14 protein-coding genes are annotated in these 19705 nt (G+C 71.2%); 8 read left to right on the top strand and 6 right to left on the bottom strand.

The annotated features are described in order from the left end of the window. Positions 1-77: 77 nt before the first annotated feature. Complete coding sequence (locus ACZ4MH_RS27660; protein ID WP_351586352.1) at positions 78-485, top strand: hypothetical protein; 408 nt, start codon at positions 78-80, stop codon at positions 483-485. Between the two features lie 65 nt (positions 486-550). Here ACZ4MH_RS27660 and ACZ4MH_RS27655 read toward each other — a convergent pair whose 3' ends face one another. The 3 genes from ACZ4MH_RS27655 to ACZ4MH_RS27645 all read right to left on the bottom strand — a co-directional run bounded on the left by ACZ4MH_RS27655 (position 551) and on the right by ACZ4MH_RS27645 (position 4215). Next, positions 551-1264, bottom strand: a complete 714-nt coding sequence (locus ACZ4MH_RS27655; protein WP_351586354.1) for a DUF305 domain-containing protein — start codon at positions 1262-1264, stop codon at positions 551-553. 85 nt (positions 1265-1349) lie between these two features. Next, complete coding sequence (locus tag ACZ4MH_RS27650; protein WP_351586356.1) at positions 1350-1796, bottom strand: DUF6153 family protein; 447 nt, start codon at positions 1794-1796, stop codon at positions 1350-1352. Between the two features lie 112 nt (positions 1797-1908). Then, positions 1909-4215, bottom strand: coding sequence for a heavy metal translocating P-type ATPase (locus tag ACZ4MH_RS27645; protein WP_351586357.1), 2307 nt, complete (start codon positions 4213-4215; stop codon positions 1909-1911). Positions 4216-4403: 188 nt separating this feature from the next. On the opposite strand from ACZ4MH_RS27645, the gene ACZ4MH_RS27640 reads away from it, so the two are divergent. The 4 genes from ACZ4MH_RS27640 to ACZ4MH_RS27625 all read left to right on the top strand — a co-directional run bounded on the left by ACZ4MH_RS27640 (position 4404) and on the right by ACZ4MH_RS27625 (position 11867). Beyond that, complete coding sequence (locus ACZ4MH_RS27640; protein WP_351586358.1) at positions 4404-5342, top strand: hypothetical protein; 939 nt, start codon at positions 4404-4406, stop codon at positions 5340-5342. Between the two features lie 155 nt (positions 5343-5497). Then, a complete protein-coding gene (locus ACZ4MH_RS27635; RefSeq protein ID WP_351586360.1) occupies positions 5498-5971 on the top strand; it encodes a hypothetical protein in 474 nt (157 codons plus the stop codon). A 94-nt stretch (positions 5972-6065) separates the two neighbouring features. Continuing rightward, entirely contained in the window at positions 6066-10769 is a 4704-nt protein-coding gene (locus tag ACZ4MH_RS27630; protein ID WP_351586362.1) for a cation-translocating P-type ATPase, read from the top strand. A gap of 111 nt (positions 10770-10880) precedes the next feature. Next, a complete protein-coding gene (locus tag ACZ4MH_RS27625; RefSeq protein ID WP_351586364.1) occupies positions 10881-11867 on the top strand; it encodes a phytoene/squalene synthase family protein in 987 nt (328 codons plus the stop codon). 78 nt (positions 11868-11945) lie between these two features. Here ACZ4MH_RS27625 and ACZ4MH_RS27620 read toward each other — a convergent pair whose 3' ends face one another. Then, on the bottom strand, positions 11946-13403 hold the full coding sequence (locus ACZ4MH_RS27620; protein WP_351586366.1) for an aromatic amino acid ammonia-lyase: 1458 nt from the start codon (positions 13401-13403) through the stop codon (positions 11946-11948). Positions 13404-13576: 173 nt separating this feature from the next. Between ACZ4MH_RS27620 and ACZ4MH_RS27615 the strand changes: the two genes are divergently transcribed. Beyond that, complete coding sequence (locus ACZ4MH_RS27615; RefSeq protein WP_351586368.1) at positions 13577-14989, top strand: MFS transporter; 1413 nt, start codon at positions 13577-13579, stop codon at positions 14987-14989. A 62-nt stretch (positions 14990-15051) separates the two neighbouring features. Here ACZ4MH_RS27615 and ACZ4MH_RS27610 read toward each other — a convergent pair whose 3' ends face one another. Further along, positions 15052-16233 carry a phytanoyl-CoA dioxygenase family protein gene (locus ACZ4MH_RS27610; protein WP_351586482.1) on the bottom strand — a complete coding sequence of 394 codons (1182 nt, stop codon included), beginning with the start codon at positions 16231-16233 and terminating at the stop codon, positions 15052-15054. A gap of 174 nt (positions 16234-16407) precedes the next feature. Between ACZ4MH_RS27610 and ACZ4MH_RS27605 the strand changes: the two genes are divergently transcribed. Continuing rightward, complete coding sequence (locus tag ACZ4MH_RS27605) at positions 16408-17442, top strand: LacI family DNA-binding transcriptional regulator (RefSeq protein ID WP_351586370.1); 1035 nt, start codon at positions 16408-16410, stop codon at positions 17440-17442. 30 nt (positions 17443-17472) lie between these two features. On the opposite strand, the gene ACZ4MH_RS27600 is transcribed toward ACZ4MH_RS27605, so the two are convergent. Continuing rightward, a complete protein-coding gene (locus tag ACZ4MH_RS27600; protein WP_351586372.1) occupies positions 17473-17946 on the bottom strand; it encodes a carboxymuconolactone decarboxylase family protein in 474 nt (157 codons plus the stop codon). Positions 17947-18720: 774 nt separating this feature from the next. Here ACZ4MH_RS27600 and ACZ4MH_RS27595 point away from each other — a divergent pair. Beyond that, entirely contained in the window at positions 18721-19554 is an 834-nt protein-coding gene (locus tag ACZ4MH_RS27595) for an AfsR/SARP family transcriptional regulator (RefSeq protein WP_351586374.1), read from the top strand. Positions 19555-19705: the final 151 nt, after the last annotated feature.

Here is a 19705-nt window from a genome sequence, read left to right as displayed (position 1 = left end):
GATGTCGAGTGGGACGCGGCGCCTCGGGTGCCACCACGACCGATCGACTGCCCCACAGCAGAAGAGGAGACCGTGGCATGGCCACTCAGGTGTCGACGACGGCGAACGCGCAGCGCAATTCCTTATTACTGCGGGTGGCGATCGGCCTGCAGACCCTGACCATATTTCTGCAGGCGGTCTCCGCCGGACTACTGCTGACCTGGGCCTATGGAGAGACGCTGCACAGCGTCGGAGCCCGTGTGATGTACGGGGCGACGATGCTGTACGTACTCGCGGCACTCCTGGCGTGGAAGCCGGGCGGCGGCTCGCCGTGGCCTGTCTGGCACGCGTCAGGCTTCCTCGTACTCGCCTCGGCCCAGGTCGTGCTCGGCATCGCCCACGTCCCTGAGCTCCACCTGCCCCTGGGCGTGCTGATGTTCGGTCTGAGTGTGCTGGCGCTCGTCCGAGCCGTCCCCGGCGTCGGGCAACGCGCAGCCGTGCCATGACGCCGGGGAAGGAGCGGCCGCGCCCCCCTCGGCGAAGGGAGTGCGGCCGCTGTGCGGCGAGTGGGTCAGAGGCGGTCGAGGATCTTGTTCATGCGCTCGACCTCGGCCTTCTGGTTCTTCACCACGTCGTCGGCGAGCTTCTTGGCCGTGGCGTTCTTGCCGTTCTTCTGCTCGTCCTCGGCCATGTCGATCGCACCGTTGTGATGGTCGATCATCATCTTCACGAACATCGTGTCGAAGTCCGTGCCCGTGGCGGCCTTCAGCTCATCCATGTCCTTGGCGGACATCATCCCGGACATCCCGGAGCCGTCCGAGGATCCGGAGCCGTGGTCCATCCCGGGCATGCTGGAGCTGTCCGAGCCGGAGCCGTGGTCCATGCCGGGCATGCTGCTGCTCGACTCGGGCTTGCCCCACGCCTTGAGCCAGGACCGCATCTTCTCGATCTCCGGGCCCTGGGCCTTCTCGATCTCCGTCGCCAGGTCCTTGACCTGCGGGTCCTTGGCGCGCCCGTCGGCGAGCTCGGACATGGCCACGGCCTGCTGGTGGTGCGGGATCATCAGCTGCGCGAACTTCACGTCCGCGTTGTTGAACGCACCCGGGGCGGGGTTGTCCCCGGCGCTCCGGGTGGCCGACGCCGATGCCTTGGCCCCGTGGTGCTCCGGGGTGCTCGTGTCGTTGTTACCGCACGCGGCGAGCACCAGCCCGGCGGTGGCAACGACGCCGACCAGGGCGACACGGCGGGCTCGGGGACGGCGCATGCTGCGCTTGATGGCGGTCATGTCGAAAAACCTCGTGTCTGTGTGTTCTGCGGAGTGGGCGAACGAGAGACGCGGGCAGTGGGAAACGCCCGCGGTGGCGTTCGGCCTAAATCCGCAGGACAGACAGGTGAGCGAGGTCCGGTGGTCTGGGCGGCGGTGCATTGGGCCGCAGCGCGGCCAGGACCTCGGCGCGAAGCCGTACCAACCAGTCCTCCCGGCGCGCCAGCGCCGCCCGGAGGAGGCCGAGGAGAATGCCGGCACCGAGCACGGCCACGCACAGAGACGTCATGTCCATCCCCGCTCCCGGGGCGTTGGAGGACGTCTTGGTGTTGTGTTCCGAAGCGTGCGCGGCAGCCGTGACGTACTGAGGTGAGACCGTACCGGCGGCGTCGTTGCCGGCGTTGCCGTGAGTGGTCATGGCGGGCGCGTGAGCCGCGGCCCCCATGGCCGGGCCGGAGGTGTCACGGGGATGGCCCACCGTGTGCATCACGAAGACGCCCAGCGCGAGCACGACGACGAGCAGCAGATGCCCCCAGGCACCGGCCGTCTGCATTCGCCGATTCACACTCACAACAACCTCCGCGGTCGACAATACCGAAGCGAGCCCGCTCGCCGAACGACAGGTCGTCCTGCTTCGCTCAGTGGTCTGCTCAGTGGCCTCCGTGTCAGTGGTCCGCCGCTTGGAATCCGCGCAGTCGCAGGCTGTTGCCGACGACGAAGACCGAGGAGAAGGCCATGGCCGCGCCGGCGATCATCGGGTTGAGCAGGCCGGAGGCGGCGAGGGGCAGGGCCGCGACGTTGTAGGCGAAGGCCCAGAAGAGGTTGGACTTGATGGTGCCGAGGGTGCGGCGGGAGAGGCGGATGGCGTCGGCGGCGGCGCGCAGGTCGCCGCGTACGAGGGTGAGGTCGCCGGCCTCGATGGCGGCGTCGGTACCGGTGCCCATCGCGAGCCCGAGGTCGGCCTGGGCGAGGGCCGCGGCGTCGTTCACGCCATCGCCGACCATGGCCACCGACCGGCCCTCCGCCTGGAGGCGCTTGATGACGTCGACCTTGTCCTGGGGGAGTACTTCGGCGATCACCTCGTCGATGCCGACCTCCGCGGCGACGGTCCTCGCGACGGCCTCGTTGTCACCGGTGAGGAGGATGGGCGTCAGGCCGAGGGCGCGCAGTCGCCGGATGGCCTCCGGGCTGGTGTCCTTCACAGCGTCGGCGACCTCCAGGACGGCGCGTGCTTCGCCGTCCCAGGCCACCGCGATGGCCGTACGGCCGGCCGCCTCGGCTGCCGCCTTCGCACGCTCCAGATCGGCCGGCAGTTTGATCGCCCACTCGGCGAGCAGCTTCTCGCGGCCGACGAGGACGGCATGGCCGTCGACGACGCCTTGGACACCGAGTCCCGCGATGTTCGTGAAGTCCTCGGGAGTGGGGAGGGCGCCGACCTTGGCGCTCGCTCCGGCGGCGACGGCCTGCGCGATCGGGTGCTCGGACGCGTGCTCCAACGCGCCTGCCAGCCGCAGTACTTCGGTTTCGTCCGTGCCGGTTGCGGCGTGCGTGGCGAGCAGTGTCATGCGTCCCGTGGTCACCGTGCCGGTCTTGTCCAGCACGATGGTGTCGACCTTGCGGGTCGTCTCCAGCACTTCCGGGCCCTTGATCAGGATGCCGAGCTGGGCTCCACGGCCGGTGCCGACCATCAGCGCGGTCGGCGTCGCGAGGCCGAGGGCGCAGGGGCAGGCGATGATCAGTACGGCGACGGCGGCGGTGAACGCGGCCGTCAGGCCCGCGCCGTTGCCCAGCCAGAAGCCGAGGGTGGCCAGCGCGAGGGCGATCACGATCGGCACGAAGACCGCGGAGATCTTGTCGGCGAGGCGCTGGGCGGCGGCCTTGCCGTTCTGCGCGTCCTCCACCAGCTTCGCCATTCGGGCGAGCTGGGTGTCGGCGCCGACGCGGGTGGCCTCGACGACGAGCCGGCCGCCGGCGTTGAGAGTGGCGCCGGTGACGTTGTCGCCGACCGTGACCTCCACCGGTACCGACTCGCCGGTCAGCATCGAGGCGTCCACGGCGGACGCGCCCTCGACCACCGCGCCGTCCGTGGCGATCTTCTCGCCGGGCCGCACCAGGAAGCGGTCGCCGACCTCCAACTCGGCCGTGGGCAGGGTCACTTCCCGTCCGTCGCGCAGTACGGTGACTTCCTTGGCGCCGAGTTCGAGCAGCGCCTTCAGGGCGGCGCCCGCCTTGCGCTTGGAGCGGGCTTCGAAGTAGCGCCCGGCGAGGATGAACGCGGTGACGCCGGCGGCGGCTTCGAGGTAGATGTTGCCCGCGCCGTCGGTGCGGGCGATGGTCAGCTCGAAGGGGTGCGTCATGCCGGGCGTGCCGGCCGTACCGAAGAACAGCGCCCACAGCGACCACAGGAACGCCGCCGTCGTGCCGACGGAGATCAGCGTGTCCATCGTGGCGGCGCCGTGCTTGGCGTTGGTCCAGGCGGCGCGGTGGAAGGGCCAGGCGGCGTACGTGACGACGGGTGCGGCCAGGGTCAGTGAGAGCCACTGCCAGTACTCGATCTGCAGCGCCGGGACCATCGCCATGGCGATCACGGGGACGGCGAGCGCGGCGGCGGTGATCAGGCGCTGGCGCAGCGGCCGGAGTGCGTCGTCCGACTCGTGGCCGTCTTCGGCCAAGCCCCCGGACTCACCCGGCGTCCGGGCCGGCGGGGCGGGCTCCTGAGCGGTGTACCCAGTGGCCTCCACCGTGGCGATCAGGTCGCTGACGGCGACGTCCGTACCGCGGTAGCTGACCTTGGCCTTCTCGGTGGCGTAGTTGACGGTCGCCTCGACGCCTTCCATGCGGTTGAGCTTCTTCTCGATCCGCGCGGCGCAGGAGGCGCAGGTCATGCCGCCGATGGCGAGCTCGACTTCGGCGGCGCCGGAGGGGTTGCCGGAGCGGGTGCCGGGACCGGTGTCGGGGCTGGTGGTGGTCATGTCTGTTCCTCCTGTAGAAGGGTCGCTACGGCCGACCATACCCCCCGGGGGTATTGCCTGGCGTGATTCATGTATACCCCCGGCCCGTATGTATGGCAAGGTCGGGATCACGCTTGACCTAGTACCCCCCGGGGGTATGGTGAGGGCGATTGGTCGCCGTCGGGCGGCCCAGGAGAAGGGGATGCGTCATGCACACCGGACTGAAGGTCGGCGCCTTCGCCGCCGCGCTCGCCGCGACGTTCGGCACGGCATACGGAGTGGGAAGCGCGGTGCACCCCGTCGTCTCCGATCCCGCTGCCGCGCAGCACGGCCACGGGGGAGATGCCGCCGAGCACGGCGCGGCCACGCCTGGCGGTCTGCAGGTCGCCGAGCGCGGCTACACGCTCGACCTGAAGACCCCTGAGCTCAAGGCCAAGGCCCGCGCCGAGCTGCGGTTCGCCGTTGTCCGGGACAGCACCGGCCGCCCAGTGACCGCGTACCGGCGCGCACACGGCAAGGAACTGCACCTCATCGTCGCCTCACGCGACCTGACCGTGTACCGGCACCTCCACCCGACCCGCGCCGCGGACGGCACCTGGTCCACGCCCGCCGAACTGCCCAAGGCCGGCGGCTACCGGGTCTTCGCCGACTTCACCCCGAAGGGCGAGAAGGAGGGCCTGACCCTCGGCTCGGACCTCGCCGTGACCGGCTCTTATGAACCGGCCGAGCTGCCGGAACGCGCCACCACCGCGACCGTCGACGGCTATCAGGTCAGCCTCGACGGCGAGTTGACCCCGACCAAGCCGAGCGAACTCACGCTGCGCGTGACGAAGAACGGCAAGCCGGTGCGGGATCTCCAGCCGTACCTGGGCGCGTACGGCCACCTCGTCGCCCTGCGCGCGGGCGACCTGGCGTACCTCCACGTCCACCCCAACGGCGAGCCGGGCGACGGGGAGACGAAGCCCGGGCCGGAGGTCTCGTTCACCGCGACCGCGCCGAGCAAGGGCGCGTACCGCCTCTTCCTGGACTTCCAGCACCGGGGCACGGTCCGCACGGCGGCCTTCACCGTCCGCACGGCGGCCTTCACCGTCCACGCGGACGACAGCCGAGCCACCGGTGCCGGCGACGACGCCGCTGACCACGCGTGACCCACCGCGCCAGGACCGGCTGTCCAGCGGCGGCAAGCCAGGCGCGTGCGTATGCCGCCGATATTCACCCTCATCGGTGAGAGGTGTGATTGGTCGGTGGCCTTTGGGGAACCAGGAGGCAGGCAAAGCAGACAAAGGCAGTCACCGGAGGCGGTATGAGCGAGGAGCAGTCGTCGTCGGCAGGCAGGCTTCCGGGACCGCTTCGCGCGTTCTCGCCGGACCACCTGCGGCAGGTGCCGGGTGTCAAAGAGGTGACGAAGGCGGCCGAGGGCGCGCTGAACGCGGTGGGCGTGGTGTCACCGCGCGGGCGACGCGTCGCGGCGTACACCGGCGTGGGGCTGCTCGGCGTGGCCGGTGTCATCGAGTGGCCGATCGCGGTGGCCGGCGCGGCTGCGGTGTGGCTGACACAGCCCCGTCCCGAAGAGGACGGACAGGGCGGCCAGACCCAGAGCAAGTCCCAGAGCAAGGCCCAGAGCAGGGCCAAGCCCCAAGCCAAGCCCCAGCCCAAGCCCAAGCCCCAAGCCAAGGCGACGGGGAAGGCGGCGGCGGCGACGAGTGGTGGGCGGTCGCGTTCCGCTTCTGGTGCGCAGGCGGCGAAGCGGCAGTCAGCGCGGGGAACGGCCTCCTGACCGTGGGTCTTTTCCAGGGGGTGGTCGGCGGCACGACGTCCGTACCTCTGGAGGCGCGTGCCCGTGTGCGTGGGATGTTCGATGAGGGTGGGACATGGTTCTTGGGTTACTGACCCGCTTGCCCGCGGCCGGACTGGGCGCAGCCCTGTCCGCGCCCGGCTACGTCGCCCGTGGGCTGGAGGCGTGCGCCACGGTGGCCGGAGACGCCCTTGACGTCGGCTTGCGCGCGGCGTCGGACGGTGCGGCGGCGGTGGCGGACACCACCGTCCACGTGGCTCACGTGGCGCGCAACGCGCTGCCCGGTGGGACGGAGGAATGGCGGGCCGGCTCACGGGTGCACCTGGCGTTGGAGCCGTCCTCCGACGCCCGGGTACGGCGTGCGGGCGGAGTGGAGGCGGTGGCCAAGAAGGTGGCCACCGCGCTCGCGGAACGTCCGGACGTACTGCTCGCCTACTGGGACGGCGGCCTGGCGCGGCTGGTGGTCACCGCCTCACAGGACGCGGCCACCGACCGTGTGGTGAAGAAGGCCACAGAGCTGGCCGAGCGGTACGGGCTGACCCATGCGGCCGCGCCGTTGCACGAGTTCGCGCACCCGGAGGGCACCACGGCGGTGCGGGTCGCCGCGACGGCGCTGGCGATGGACGCCGTCGGCGTGGCGGCGGCGATGGCCGGGCGCGCGTGGCGAGTACCGCGCTCGTCCAGGGTGGTGACGGCGGGTGTGACGCTGCTGCGGGAGAACCCGCGGTTCCGGGCACTGCTGAACAGCCGGCTCGGTGCGGCGGGAGCGGACCTGGCGCTCGCCGCGGCGAACGCCGCGGTTCAAGGCGCGGGGCAGTCCCCCACCTCGTTGGTCCTGGACGGAGTGCTGCGCGCGGGACAGTTGGTGGAGAGCGTGGCACGGGCGGCCGTCTTCGACGCCGCCCACGACCGGGTGTGCGCGCCGGAACGCTGCGGCATGACGAAGCGGGAGGTGGCCCGGCCGCCGCTGCGTCCGACCGCGGCGCAGCAGTACGCGGCCCATGCCGCCACCGGCAGCATGCTGGGCGCCGCTGCGACGCTGTTGCTCAGGCGGAATCTCGATGAGGCGGCGGAGGCGGTGCTGTCGGGTTCCCCGAAGGCCGCCCGGTACGGCCCGGTGGCCTTCTCCACGGCCCTGGGCAGTGCTCTCGCGCGCTCGGGCGTACTGGTCCGTGACCCCGAGCGGCTGAAACAACTGCAACTGGTGGACACGGTGGTGTTGCATCCCAGCGCCCTGCGCGGCAGCAGGCGCACACTCTGCGAGGTGCATCCCAGTGCGGAGGGCTGGGACCACGACCGACTGTGGCGGGCTGCCGCCGCGGCCCTGAGCCGAGGAGAGACCGCGGCCCTGAGCCGAGGAGAGACCGCGGCCCTGAGCCGAGGAGAGGCTGCGATCCCGAGCCCGGGGGAGAGCGACGAGGGGCTCGACGGAGAGAGCGACGAAGCGCTCGACGGGGAGAGCGACGACACGCGTGAGGTGGAGCTGCGTCCAGTACCGGGCGAGCCCTCGGCCGAGACGACCGAGACGGGCATGATGATCGCCTCGGTCGGCGGGCGGGACGTCGGCACGGTGACGATCGGCTGGGAACCGGACCCGCTGACCGAATCCGTACTGGACGCGGCCCGGCAGGCGGACCAGTACACCATCGTGGTGGACGACCCGGCGCTGGGCGACTTCGCCGCCCTGGCCGACGAGGTCGTCTCCTCCGAATACCCGCTGGCCGACCACGTAAGGAGCCGGCAGGCAGACGGGCATGCGGTGCTGACCGTCGCGCGAGTACCGGCCCCGCACCCGCACGATGCGGAAGGCCACGCCGAGGAGGACGAGGAGCTGCAGACCGGGCTGCTGAGCAGCGACGTGGCGGTGGCCCTCACCGACGACGACAGCGCCGTCGTGTGGGACGCGGATGTACTGGCCTTCGGTGGCCTGAAGGACGTGTGGCGGCTGCTGGTGGCCGTTCCCGCGGCACGGTCCGTGGGCCGGCAGTCGCAGATACTCGCCCGGGCGGGCGCGGCACTGTCCGGTCTGCTGGTCGCCACGGGCGCCCAACGGCGCGGGCTGGCCTTCCTCACCGGCTCGCAGCACGCCCCGGTCAACGCCGCGGCCATGGGAGCACTCGCGGCCGGGTGGTGGGCGGCCCTCGGCGTGGCCGCCACATCGGCCCCGCAGCCCCGGCCCCGCGTACCGTGGCACGCCCTGGAACCCGACGAGGCGGTGGCCCGGCTCGAAAGTGGCCGCCCCGGTACCCCCACACCACTGGCCGGTGCGGTGACGACGACCCGGGCCGCGGCCGCACGGGTGACGGGCCACCCCGTCTTCGCACCGGCCCGCTGGTCGGTACGGCTCGCGGGCGCGGTACGGGCCGAACTGGACGACCCCCTCACCCCCGTTCTCGCGGTCGGCGCGGCAGCCTCCGCCATCGTGGGATCGGCCGTCGACGCGACCCTCGTCGTCGGGGCGATGGGCATGAACGCGCTGGTCGGCGGCGTGCAGCGGCAACGCGCCGAACAGGCACTGACCGCACTGGCCAGGGGCCAGAAGCAGCAGGCCCGACGCGCCGACAGCCGCGACGACGACGCGCCCGCCACGGTCGACGCGACACGGCTGGTGCCGGGCGACGTGATCAAACTGGACGTGGGCGACGTGGTCCCCGCCGATGCGCGCCTGCTGGAGCTGACCGGCCTGGAGGTCGACGAGTCCTCGCTGACCGGCGAGTCCCTCCCCACCACCAAACAGCTCACCGCGACCCCGCGGGCAGCCATCCCCGATCGCCGGTGCATGGTCTTCGAGGGCACCACCGTGGTCGCCGGCCAGGCCACCGCCGTCGTGGTGGACACGGGGGAGCACACCGAAGCCGGCCGGGCCGTCACGCTCGCCTCCCGCACGCCACCGGCCGCCGGCGTCCAGGGGCGCCTGCAGGAACTCACCCGCAAGGCACTCCCGCTCACCTTCGCGGGCGGGGCCGCGGTCACCGGGCTCTCCCTGCTCCGGGGCCGTCCGATCCGCCAGGCCGTCGGCGGCGGTGTGGCCGTCGCGGTCGCGGCCGTCCCCGAGGGACTTCCCCTGGTGGCCACGGTGGCGCAGCTGGCAGCCGCCCGCCGGCTGACCCGCCGCGGCATTCTGGTACGTACTCCCCGGGCCCTGGAGGCCCTCGGGCGGGTGGACACGGTGTGCTTCGACAAGACCGGCACGCTGACCGAGAACCGGCTGCGCGTGGTCCGTCTCACCACCGCCGACGGCACCGTGTGCGAGCCGCACGACGAGGAAGCCGTCGACGTCCTGCGGCTGGCGGGGCGTGCCTGCCCGCAGGAAACCGAGGACACCGCCGGCCGGCAGGCGCACGCCACCGACGAAGCCGTACTGGCCGCCGCCCCCGCCGATCCCGAGTGGAACCCCACCGCCGGCCTGCCCTTCGAAGCCAGCCGCGGCTACACCGCCGCCATCGGCGAGAACGGGGCCGGGGATCGCCTGCTCGTGGTCAAGGGAGCACCCGAAACCGTCCTGGACGCCTGCGAGGGCCTCCCGGCGGAGGCGACCGAGTGGGCCCAGTCCCTCGCCGGTGAGGGACTGCGCGTCCTCGCCGTCGCCACCCGCCGCCGCAAAGCGGTCAGCGCACCGGACGTACTCGTCAACGAACCGCTGGAGAAACTCGAGTTCGCGGGATTCGTGGCACTCGCCGACGCCCCGCGCCCGGGCTCGGCCCCCATGATCCAAGGGCTGCGGGAGGCAGGGGCAAAGCCGGTCATGCTGACCGGTGACCACCCCCATACCGCTCGCGCGGTCGCCCTGGCGCTGGGCTGGCCGGACGACACCAAGGTGGTCACCGGTGAGGAGCTCGCGGCCTCGGACCGGGCGGGCGGTGCCCGCCTGCTGCGCGACGCGGGGGTCGTCGCCCGGGTCGCTCCCGAGCAGAAGCTCCAGGTGGTCGAGGCGTTGCGGGCCGCGGGCAGGGTGGTGGCGATGGTCGGGGACGGCGCCAACGACGCCGCGGCCATCCGGGCAGCGCATGTCGGTGTCGGTCTCGCCGCCCGTGGCTCGGCCGCCGCCCGTAACGCCGCCGACCTGGTCCTGACCGACCCGGACCTGTCCGTACTGGTCGACGCCGTCACGGAAGGACGGGCGCTGTGGCGCAGCGTCGCGGACGCCATCAGCATCCTGATCGGAGGCAACGCCGGCGAGGTCGGCTTCACCGTGCTCGGCACCCTGATCTCCGGAGCGTCGCCGCTGTCCACCCGGCAGCTGCTGCTCGTCAACCTGCTGACCGACATGTTCCCCGCGATGGCCGTGGCCGTCACACCCCCGGACGACCAGCTCACCGAGGAGTCCGAGTCCGCCACCGGGGGCAGCGCACCGGTCGGTATCAGCGCCCTGGGAGCTCCGCTGCTGCGCCAGATCCGTCAGCGGGGTGTGGTGACCGCGTTGGGTGCCACCGTCGCCTGGCTGATCGGCCGCTTCACGCCCGGCACCGCGCGCCGTACCAGCACCATGGCCCTGTGCGGTGTCGTCGGCGCCCAGCTCACCCAGACCCTCACCGGCCGCCACCGCAGCCCACTGCTGTGGGCGACCACGCTCGGCTCCGCCGCCGCCCTGATGGCCGTCGTACAGACCCCCGGCCTCAGCCACTTCTTCGGCTGCACCCCGCTGGGGCCCGTGGCCTTGGCGGGCGTGGCCGCCGCCATCGCCACCACCGCAGCAGGGCCGCGCGTCATGCCGCCCATCGAACGGCTCCTCACCCGCATCCAGAGCCGACTGCGCCCGGCGACGCCCGCGACCGCGTAGCCCCGCACGAGGGCCACCGGCCGGGCCGCTCGGCCGTCCACCCTCCGCACTCACCGGTAGTCTCGGCGTCTTGTCTGTTACTCATGGTGTTTTCGGTGCTGGAGGGTATGCGTGCGAGTGTGGCGACGTTGTATGGACGCGGCCGAGGTGCGGGGGAGTGAAGCGCGCACCGACTATCTCAAGGTCGCGCAGTTCATGCAGCGCAGGGAGCCGGCCGGCTACGCGGCGGTGCGGCTGCTGACACCCGCGTACTTCCAGCCCCACGTGCTGGCCGGTTACGCGTTCGCGGCGTTCACCGACGACCTCTGCGACCGGGGCACGGTGCCGGAGCGGACCCGGCGCTTCGACGCCTGGGCGGGGCAGATCCGGGCGGCGCTGGACTCCGGCACCGCCCGGCATCCGCTGCTGCGCGCGTTCCTGTACACGTCCGCACTGCGGGACCTGCCCCGCCACTGGATCGAGTCCTACCTGGACGGCGCGCGGATCGACCTGGACTTCCCGGGGTTCGCCACGGAGGCCGACTACCAGGCGTACGTGGACCGGCTCACGTGGCCCTTCCTCATGATCACGACGGGGCTGGCGCAGCCGGGCGGCGGCACACCGGAGTTCGCGCAGAGCTGCCGGCTGGTCGCCGACGCGGGCCAGCGCACCGACATCCTGACGGATCTGGCCGAGGACCTGCGGGACGGACGGCTCTACCTGCCCCTTGACGCACTCGAGCGCCACGGTGTCGACCGCGCCGACCTCGTCGCGGGGCGGGACGTCCCCGGCGTCCGGGCGCTGCTCTCCGACGCCGCCGACAAGGCGCACGGCACGCTCCGCGAGGCGACCCGGCTGCTGGACGAACTCCCCGAGGAGTACGGGCCGCTGGTGCGGTTCGTACTGGGCCTGCACCATCAGCGGCTGGAGACGGTGGTGGCCATGGGGGCCGCTGCCACCCGGCGGCCGGCCCGGGACAATCCGGTGGCCTGCCTGCGCCTGCTGGCCAGTGCGCGGCGGCCGCACGGCGACCGGCGGCCCGCGCCGCGGCACCAGCCCGCGCCGCAGCACCGGCCAGTGGGCGGCGGCGCGACGGACGGTGAGCGCATCGCGGCCTGACCGATACGTCCGAGCGTCGGCTCTCGGCGCCAGGCGCCCGGCGCTCGGCGCCCGGCGCTCGTCACGATGTTCGTACCGTCAGCGGTCCGCGAACTCCTCGATCAGCGCCTCGGCCTGGGTGATCTCGTCGCTGAGTGGGTGGTCCTCCGCCACGTGCGGCAGGCGTTCGGCGGCCATGGTGAAGGCGTCGGTCACCGGAGCCGGGGGGAGGTCGGCCCCGGACATTCGCAACGCCCGTACCGCGCCGATGAGTTCGCAGGCCAAGACGGCGCGGTAGGCCGACACCGCCGAGGTGGTACTGCGGGCGGCCTGGGTGGAGAAGCTGGCGTGGTCCTCCAAGCCGCGCGAGATCACCGCGGTGCCGAGGGTGACCGGCGCCGCGGCGTGCCGGAGCTGGCCGAGCGCGTCGTGCGCCACGTATTCGAGGATCATGATGCCGGAGCTGCCCGCCGGGCCGGCCGCCAGGAACGGCGGCAGCCCGGTGAGGTCCGGCTCGACCAGGTCGCTCAGGCGCGCCGCCGACAGTTCCGCGGCGTGGTGCAGGGCGGCGCGCAGGCCGTCCAGGGCGAGCGCAAGGTAGGCGGTGGAGAACTGGCCGTGGTGGTGGACCTGTTCGCCGTCGATGTCGATCAGTGGGTTCTCGGCCGCGGCGTTGATGTCGATGGCGAGGACGCGTTCCAGCGCGTCACCCGCGTCCAGCGCGGGCCCGTGCACCTGCGGGAAGGCCCGCAGCCCGAAGGGGTCCTGCAGCCGCCGCCCGGCGGGCGGATCGTCGTCGAGGCGGAGCAGGCGCCGCATCTCGGCGGCGCAGTGCAGCGACCCGTGGTGCGGCCGCGCGGCGTGCACCACCTCGGAGAACGCCTCCGGTGAGCCGCCCAGCGCGCAGTAGGACAGCGCGGTGATCACATGGCTCGCCCGCAGCAGCCGCCGCAGCTCGTGCCAGGCCAGTACCGACTCCGCGAGCGTGACGGCGTTGCTGGAGATGAACGCGAGGGCGTCGCCCGGGCTGACCGGCACCGGGTCCAGGCCCTTGCCGGTCCAGGGCCGCTCGCCGGCGAGCGTCAGGGCGATCTCGGCGAGTGTGGTGAGGTCGCCGGTGCCGATGGCGCCGCGGGCGTGCACGGAGGGCAGGGCGTCCTGGTGCAGCGCCGACTCCAGGGCGCGCAGCAGTCGGGGGTGCACACCGCTGCCCGCCGCGGCCAGCTGGTTGAGGCGGATCACCAGGGCACCGCGGACGACGTCGTCGGGCAGCGGATCGCCGCTGCCGCCCGCGTGACTGCGCAGCAGCCGCAGTCCGTGCTGGTCGACGGCGTCCGGGGTGACGACGGCGTGCCGGTTGGCGCCGACGCCGGTGGTCCGTCCGTACACCGCGCGTTTCGCGCCACTGTCCCGGGCGATCTCGTATGCCCGCCCGGCGCGCTTGAGCGCCTCGTCGTCCAGGTCCACCGTCGCGCCGCGGCGGGCGGCCCGGACGACGTCGGCGCAGCGCAGGTTCGTACCGGTGATGCGGATCGGGATCGGAGTGCTGTCGGGCATGAATCTCCCTCTTGACAGAGAACTATTCATCTCACAGGCTGCATGAAACCTTCCATTCTTCAACTTGGCAAGAGCAGTTGATGCAGGTGGCACCTAGTAACCTGCGCCCTCCTCCCCGCCTGACACCGTCGACAGGCGCGGCTGTCCCTTCCGATCGGAGAGCTTGTCGAGCCATGCCAGAAGACCGGACCCTTTTCCCTCCCGCCGATGCCGCCACTTCTCCTCCCGCCGATACCGCCGATACCGCCGATCCCGCCACGGCCGGGCGCCCGCCCGGCGACGCCCACCCCGACACCTTCGACGACGTACCGCTCAACCGCTTCCACCTCAAGATCACCGCGCTGACGTTCGGGGCGAACTTCTCCGACGGCTACCAACTGGGCATCATCGGCATCGCACTCACCGCGATCGCCCCGCAGATGCATCTCGACTCCTGGTGGCAGGGGCTGATGGGCGCCTCGGCGCTCCTCGGGGTCTTCGCCGGCAGCATCGTGATCGGCTGGGCCGCCGACCGGATCGGCCGGCAGCGGCTCTACATGCTCGACTTCCTGCTGATCGCCGTCGCGTCCGTCCTGCAGTTCTTCGTCAACGGCCCGGTCGAACTGCTCGTCCTGCGGCTGCTGATCGGTTTCGGCATCGGTGCCGATTACGCGCTCGGCCCCACCCTCGTCGCCGAATTCGTGCCCCGCCGCTACCGAGGCGGCCTGCTGGCCTCGCTGACCTGCCTGTGGACCGTCGGCTACATCGCCGCGTTCTTCTTCGGCACGTACCTGATCGGCCTCGGCGGCGACTCCTGGCGCTGGCTGCTCGCCAGCAGCGCACTGCCGGCGATCGCGGTACTGCTGCTGCGGATCGGTACGCCCGAATCGCCGCGCTGGCTGCTCAGCAAGGGGCGGACCGCCGAGGCCCGGCAGGTGGTCGCCCGCTTCATCAGCGGCCACGTCGACTTCGACGCCTTCGCGGCACAGCAGCACGCCACCCGGCGCGCTGCGTCCTACCGGGAGCTGTTCGGCGCCGAGCACTGGCGCAACACCGCGTTCGGAATGCTCTTCTACAACTGCCAGGTCATTCCGTACTTCGCGATCTACACCTTCCTCCCGCTGGTACTGGTCAAGATCCAGCTGGACGGCGGGGACTTTCTCAGCGAGGCCCTGCTCAACGCGTTCCTGCTGCTGGGCGGGATCGCCGGACTGTGGTTCGTGGCCAAGCTGACCCGGCGGCGGCTCACCATCGGCTCGTTCGTCGTCCTCGCACTGTCCCTGGCGCCGATGGGCATCTGGCCGGACGCCCCGGCCATGGTGCTGTTCCCGCTGTTCCTCGTCTTCACCTTCACCATGTCGGCGGCGACCAACCTCGATCAGGTCTACCCGCCCGAGCTGTTCCCCACCGAACTGCGCAGCTCCGGGGTCGGCCTGCTGAACGGCATGAGCCGCATCGGCTCCGCCGTCGGTACCTTCCTGCTGCCGGTCAGCCTCGGCTCCCTCGGCTTCGCCCCGACGATGGTGGCCCTCACCGCCGTCCTGGTCATCGGCGCGGTCGTCTCCGCACTGTGGGCCCCCGAGACGAGCGGGGCGGCACTGGACTGACCCGCCCGCCCGGAAGCCTTGGTGCGGTGCGGTGCGGTGCGGTGCTGCTGCCGCCTGCCGGGTCAATTGGGCAGGCGGCGCTTCGCGGCCGCCCGCAGTTCCTCGCGGAGCCGGTCCGGGGCCCAGCCCTCGGTGACCGCCTGCCACAGGATGTCCGCCTGGGAGGGCGGAGCAAGGCCGTCGACCGGTGGGTCGAGGTCCAGGTCGGTGGGGAAGGGGTAGCCCTCGGCGCTCGCGGCGATCACCCGCAGCAGCCACTCCTCGTCGGCTCCGGCGGCCTTGCGCTCCCGCAGCACCGGATACACCGCATTGACCACCGCCTCCCGGTCGACGGTCTCCATCGCGCGGCCGAAGGCGGAGGAGACCTGCAGCAGGTTGGCCATGCGCTTGATGCCGGTGGAGTGGTTGCGGCCCGCGGCGTGGAAGAGGGCGGGGTTGAAGAACACCGCGTCGCCCTTGGCCAGCGGGAGTTGGATGTGGTGCTCCTCGAAGTACGCGATGAACTCCGGGCGACGCCAGGCGAGATAGCCGGGCGCGTACTTCTGGGAGTACGGGAGGTAGCGCGTCGGCCCGGACTCCACCGGCATGTCGCAGTGGGCCACCGCGCCCTGCAAGGTCAGTACGGGGGAGAGCCGGTGCACATGGGCCGGGTACCGGGCGGCGCGTTCCTCGGTGAGGAAGCCGAGGTGGTAGTCGCGGTGCATCTGCTGGGCCGCGCCGCCCGGGTTGACCACGTTGATCTGGGAGGTGACCTGGTAGGCCGGGCCGAGCCACGCCTCGGCGGTCAGCGCCAGCATGTCGTTGGCGTAGTAGTCGGCGAACGCCTCCGGCTGCCGTACGGCCATCTTGTCCAGCGCGCTCCAGACCCGGTCGTTGGCGCCGGGCTCGGCGAAGTGGTCGCCGCGGGACGCGCCCGTCGCACGCTCCTCCTCGATCAGTGCGGTGAAGGCGTCGGACGCCCGGTCCACCACGGCGAGGTCGGCGAACGCCCGTTGGAGGACCACGATGCCGGGGCCTTCCAGAAGGGCCCGTACCAGCTCCTCCTGCACGGTCCGGCGCCCCTCCGGGGTGCCCGCGAGCGCACGGAGCCGGACGCTGTCGTAGAGGGGGACGTTCTGCTCGACCCGCTCGGCCGAGGGGTGGTCGCGGGGGTCGGTGCGCTGCCCGACCAGCGAGCGGAACGCATCGAGGGAGCAGTCGTCCGCGCTCAGCCACGTACGTGATGCCGCGTCGGCGAGGGACATCGATTCGGCATCAGTGAGGGACACCCCGGATCCTTTCGCCGTACTTGCCCTTCTGACAGTCTGGTCAGCTCAGGACCGTCATTCAATCCGCAAAAAGCCATCAAAAACCCCTCACGCATAACCCCTCACCCATAACCCTTCACCCATAACCCCTCATCAACTTATGGAAAAGTCATGCGACACCCCTACCCGATCAGGGAGATCGCCCGGCAGGCCGGGCTGAGCGAGGCCACCGTCGACCGGGTCCTCAACAGCCGGGGCGGCGTACGGGAGAGCACCGTCATGGAGGTGCACCAGGCGATCAAGGACCTGGACCGGCAGCGGACCCAGGTACGCATCGGCGGCCGCACCTTCATGATCGACATAGTGATGCAGGCACCGGAGCGCTTCTCCACGGCCGTACGCAACGCACTGGAGGCCGAACTTCCCTCCCTGCAGCCCGCGGTGCTTCGTTCGCGCTTCCACTTCCGCGAGACCGGCCCCGTCCCCGAACTGGTCGCGACCCTGGACAAGATCGCCAAGCGTGGTTCGCAAGGAGTACTCCTCAAGGCCCCCGACCTGCCGGAGGTCGGGGCCGCCGTCGGCCGCCTGGTCGCGGCCGGCATCCCCGTCGTCACCCTGGTGAGCGACCTGCCCAGCAGCGCGCGCATGGCCTACGTCGGCATCGACAACCGCGCCGCCGGTACCACCGCCGCGTATCTCATCGGCCAGTGGCTCGGCGACCGCCCCGGCAACGTGCTCACCACCGTCAGCCGCGGCTTCTTCCGCGGCGAGGAGGAGCGCGAGATGGGCTTCCGCAGTGCCGTACGCAACACCCAGGCGCACCGCACCCTCGTCGAGGTCACCGACAGCGACGGCCTGGACGCGACCCAGTACGACCTCGTACTCGGCGCGCTCGACCGGGACCCGGCCATCAACGCGGTCTACTCCATGGGCGGCGGCAACGCCGCAACCGTGGCGGCCTTCGCCGACCTCGGGCGGGAGTGCGCGGTGTTCATCGCCCACGACCTCGACCAGGACAACACCCGCCTGCTGCGCGGGCGCCGCATCTCCGCCGTCCTCCACCACGACCTGCGCCAGGACATGCGCCGCGCCTGCCAGACCATCATGCGCGCCCACAAGGCACTGTCCGACGCAGGGCCCGCGCTGCCCTCGGCGATCCAGGTGGTCACGCCGTACAACATGCCGCCCGGAGGTCCGGTCACGTGACAGCAGCGGCCCCGGTCGGGTGTTCCATCGTTAGTCGAACTGGCCGACCTGGTAGTCGCCGGCGGGCTGCTGGGTGATGACGTTCCCGCGGTTGAAGGCGTTGATGAGGGCGATGGTGCACACCAGGTCGGCGAGTTGGTCCTCGTCGTAGTACTTGGCGGCGTTCGCCCATACTTCGTCCGGGACGCCACCGGCCGCGTCGGCGATGCGGGTGGCCTGCTCCGTCAGCTCCAGGGCGGCGCGCTCGGCATCGGTGAATACCGTGGCCTCCCGCCAGGCCGCGACCAGGTTGAGGCGCACCGCGGTCTCCCCGGCCGCGGCGGCGTCCTTGGTGTGCATGTCGATGCAGCCGGCGCAGCCGTTGATCTGGCTGGCGCGGAGCTTCACCAGTTCCTGCGTCGCGAACGGCAGCGTCGATTCCGCGAGCGCCTTGCCGGCAGCGATGATGTGCTTCATGACCTTGGCCGCGACCGGGCTGGCCATGAGATTCAACCGAGCGTTCATGGTGCACTCCTGTGTCGTTGTTGCTGGACACCCCCTTGGACGGAACAGCTCGGCGAGATGTGACATGGGCGAATGTGACGCGCGTCTCCTTGAGGGGGCGGCCCTGCGCCCGGGGGAGGACGCCAGAGTTCCGCGTACGAAATCTGTTCAGTGGAATTCCCGGGAAATTGAGCTGTGTTCAGAATTCCGCTTGAAGCGGTGTCGACGTGCGTCGAAGTGCGTCGGAGTGCGTCGAAGTGTGTCGAGGGAGGCTGGCAACCGGGGGTCCTGGGGCGCCGGCGGCCCCTTCCGCGGCGGCCTCGCCGCACCATCGGCCGGTCGGCAGGCCGCGCCCGCCGCGCCGTCGCCCAGCGGGCACCCCGAACCCCCGCGACACCACCGCTACCAGGCCATATGCCTCGCTAAACGGGATAGTGGCATTAAGGCGGGCCCGGAAACTATGAAACGGCTTGAGAGAGCCTTGAGTCGCTCAGTAGTCCAAGAGGGTGGCAGCGCGACGCAATGGTTGAATTTTCTTGTAAATCGCGACCGCTGGAGACACTGCAGGTCGAAACCGTTGCCCTGATACGCGAGCAGCCCTCGCGGCAGCGGCAGGATATGCGGAGAAAGTTTTGCAGTTCTTTACCGAACCGGTGGGCCGGGGGTCGGGCTTACAGTGCGGTGATTGACAAACCGCGCGTACCGAAATTTACTCGATCCGGCGCCTGCCGGCTGACCATGGCAAGACCTTTGCGCGCCACGAGGATTCATGTACGTACGAATGGGGGAGACGGCATGGACATCGAAGTGCTGGGCGTGTTGAAGGTCAGAGAGAACGGGGTCTCGGTCACGCCGACCGCGCCGAAGGCCCGTCAGGTGCTGGCCATGCTCGCACTCCGCGCCGACCACCTGGTCCCTGTCAGCGAGTTGATCGGGGAGCTCTGGGGCGAGCAAGCGCCGCGCAGCGCCCGCACCACCCTCCAGACCTACATACTCCAGCTGCGCGAGAGGATTTCGGCGGCGATCGAGGACGACCCGGAGGGGTCCGCGCCGCGCACTGCCAAGGACGTGCTGGTCACCTCGCCCGGCGGCTACCTCCTGAACACTTCGGGCGGCCGCAGCGACGTCCGCGAGTTCGAGCGGCTGGCCGGCATGGGCTACCGGTCCATCGATGCCGGCGACTACGTGGGCGCCGCGCGACGGCTGCGCGAAGCGCTCGCACTGTGGACCAACTCCGCCCTCGCCGACGTGCAGGCGGGTGGGTTGCTCGAACGGGAGATCAAGCGGCTGGAGGAGACGCGGCTCTGCGCTCTCGACCAGCGCATCGAAGCCGACCTTCGCCTCGGACGCCACCGCGAACTCCTCGGCGAGCTCACCGCGTTGGCGAGCCGCTACCGCACTCATGAGACCCTGCACGGCCAGCTCATGCTGGCCTTTCACCGGTCGGGCAGGCGCAGCGAGGCGCTCGACGTGTACCAGCGGCTGCGCAACACCCTGGTACGGGAACTCGGTCTCGAGCCGTCCCCGAGACTGCGCCGGGTGCAGCAGTCGATCCTAATGGCCGGACCGGAGCCCGCCCTGGACACGGTGGCCCCGGCGAGAGGCGAACGTCTCAGCCGCGTCGGCTAGGGCTTGACTGCCGTCGCGCCGCGCGGTCCTGGGTGCGTAACAACTGAACGAACCTGCGGTGAAGAGTGAAGAGGACGGTGACCCGGTAATGGGTCGCCGTCCTTCTTCGTTGAGGAATTGAGTTTTTCTGCTTCGGTGAGGGCTGGTCAGC

It is taken from the genome of Streptomyces sp. NPDC026301 (genome assembly GCF_055567935.1).
The sequence above is the reverse complement of the archived record's forward strand: the minus strand, read 5'-3'. Positions and strand labels throughout refer to the sequence as shown.

Bases quoted from the DNA above. Each gene is read 5' to 3' on its own strand.
- ACZ4MH_RS27615 (WP_351586368.1), top strand. From the start codon at position 13,577: ATGCCAGAAGACCGGACCCTTTTCCCTCCCGCCGATGCCGCCACTTCT.
- ACZ4MH_RS27630 (WP_351586362.1), top strand. From the start codon at position 6,066: ATGGTTCTTGGGTTACTGACCCGCTTGCCCGCGGCCGGACTGGGCGCA.
- ACZ4MH_RS27605 (WP_351586370.1), top strand. From the start codon at position 16,408: ATGCGACACCCCTACCCGATCAGGGAGATCGCCCGGCAGGCCGGGCTG.
- ACZ4MH_RS27640 (WP_351586358.1), top strand. From the start codon at position 4,404: ATGCACACCGGACTGAAGGTCGGCGCCTTCGCCGCCGCGCTCGCCGCG.
- ACZ4MH_RS27610 (WP_351586482.1), bottom strand. From the start codon at position 16,233: ATGTCCCTCGCCGACGCGGCATCACGTACGTGGCTGAGCGCGGACGAC.
- ACZ4MH_RS27620 (WP_351586366.1), bottom strand. From the start codon at position 13,403: ATGCCCGACAGCACTCCGATCCCGATCCGCATCACCGGTACGAACCTG.
- ACZ4MH_RS27645 (WP_351586357.1), bottom strand. From the start codon at position 4,215: ATGACCACCACCAGCCCCGACACCGGTCCCGGCACCCGCTCCGGCAAC.
- ACZ4MH_RS27635 (WP_351586360.1), top strand. From the start codon at position 5,498: ATGAGCGAGGAGCAGTCGTCGTCGGCAGGCAGGCTTCCGGGACCGCTT.
- ACZ4MH_RS27660 (WP_351586352.1), top strand. From the start codon at position 78: ATGGCCACTCAGGTGTCGACGACGGCGAACGCGCAGCGCAATTCCTTA.
- ACZ4MH_RS27595 (WP_351586374.1), top strand. From the start codon at position 18,721: ATGGACATCGAAGTGCTGGGCGTGTTGAAGGTCAGAGAGAACGGGGTC.
- ACZ4MH_RS27600 (WP_351586372.1), bottom strand. From the start codon at position 17,946: ATGAACGCTCGGTTGAATCTCATGGCCAGCCCGGTCGCGGCCAAGGTC.
- ACZ4MH_RS27655 (WP_351586354.1), bottom strand. From the start codon at position 1,264: ATGACCGCCATCAAGCGCAGCATGCGCCGTCCCCGAGCCCGCCGTGTC.
- ACZ4MH_RS27650 (WP_351586356.1), bottom strand. From the start codon at position 1,796: ATGCAGACGGCCGGTGCCTGGGGGCATCTGCTGCTCGTCGTCGTGCTC.